The sequence below is a fragment of the Oleiphilus sp. HI0128 genome (assembly GCF_001635365.1).
In genome coordinates this window covers 1-646 of record NZ_LWGG01001617.1, presented here as the reverse complement: position 1 = coordinate 646, position 646 = coordinate 1, and the positions used below count along the sequence as shown (strand labels likewise).

The 646-nt window shown below is 45.2% G+C and carries 1 protein-coding gene; it reads right to left on the bottom strand.

Going from position 1 to position 646, the window contains the following annotated elements; all coding sequences use genetic code 11:
* A partial coding sequence (locus A3763_RS29325) for a hypothetical protein (protein WP_197483162.1) occupies positions 1 to 646 on the bottom strand: 646 nt, incomplete at both ends.

The following is a 646-nucleotide window of genomic DNA, read 5'->3' as shown; positions in this document are numbered from 1 at the left end:
CGCAACACCTACCGGTCTATTTGCAATATCTGCAGCAGTCATATCTGAAGGAGCCTTGTACTCATAGGAGCCATCAGGCAACATAACCTTTTCCCAACCCTCTTCACCGTAGATATTATTACTATCGAAGCCTGTCGACTTCTTAATAACCGGAGCGCGAGCAATATCCATGTTGTATTCTGTCTGAATCCCAAAATCGTCAGACAAATTGTTCCCGTCATTGGTCGTATAATTATCAAATATTAACTTTAGACCCGTTCCCTTATCGGGCGAACCAGTACCCTCGCCATCGCGCCCGACATGCCAAGTTAAGCGATTTCTCTTTCCTTCAGAATCAATCTTCGACTTAAAGTGCCGTTTAGATGTTATTGTTAAGCCCTGGTCCCCACGATTTTCCCAGCGCCCGTTATCAGCAATACAATCACCCTGGCTAGCTCCGACACCACCAATACAAACATCTCCAGCACCACCAGTTGATATCAAGGTCTCAGAACCAGCATGATAACTCTCTACTACAAGCCCGCCAAAGCTAGCGTCAGCAGTGCGTTCACCTATTTTAAAGTCTGTAACATCCAACCGACTCCAACTTTCACCTTCATAAATCTTTAATCCGTCACTTGTGACATCTAACATCATGTCACGCAAG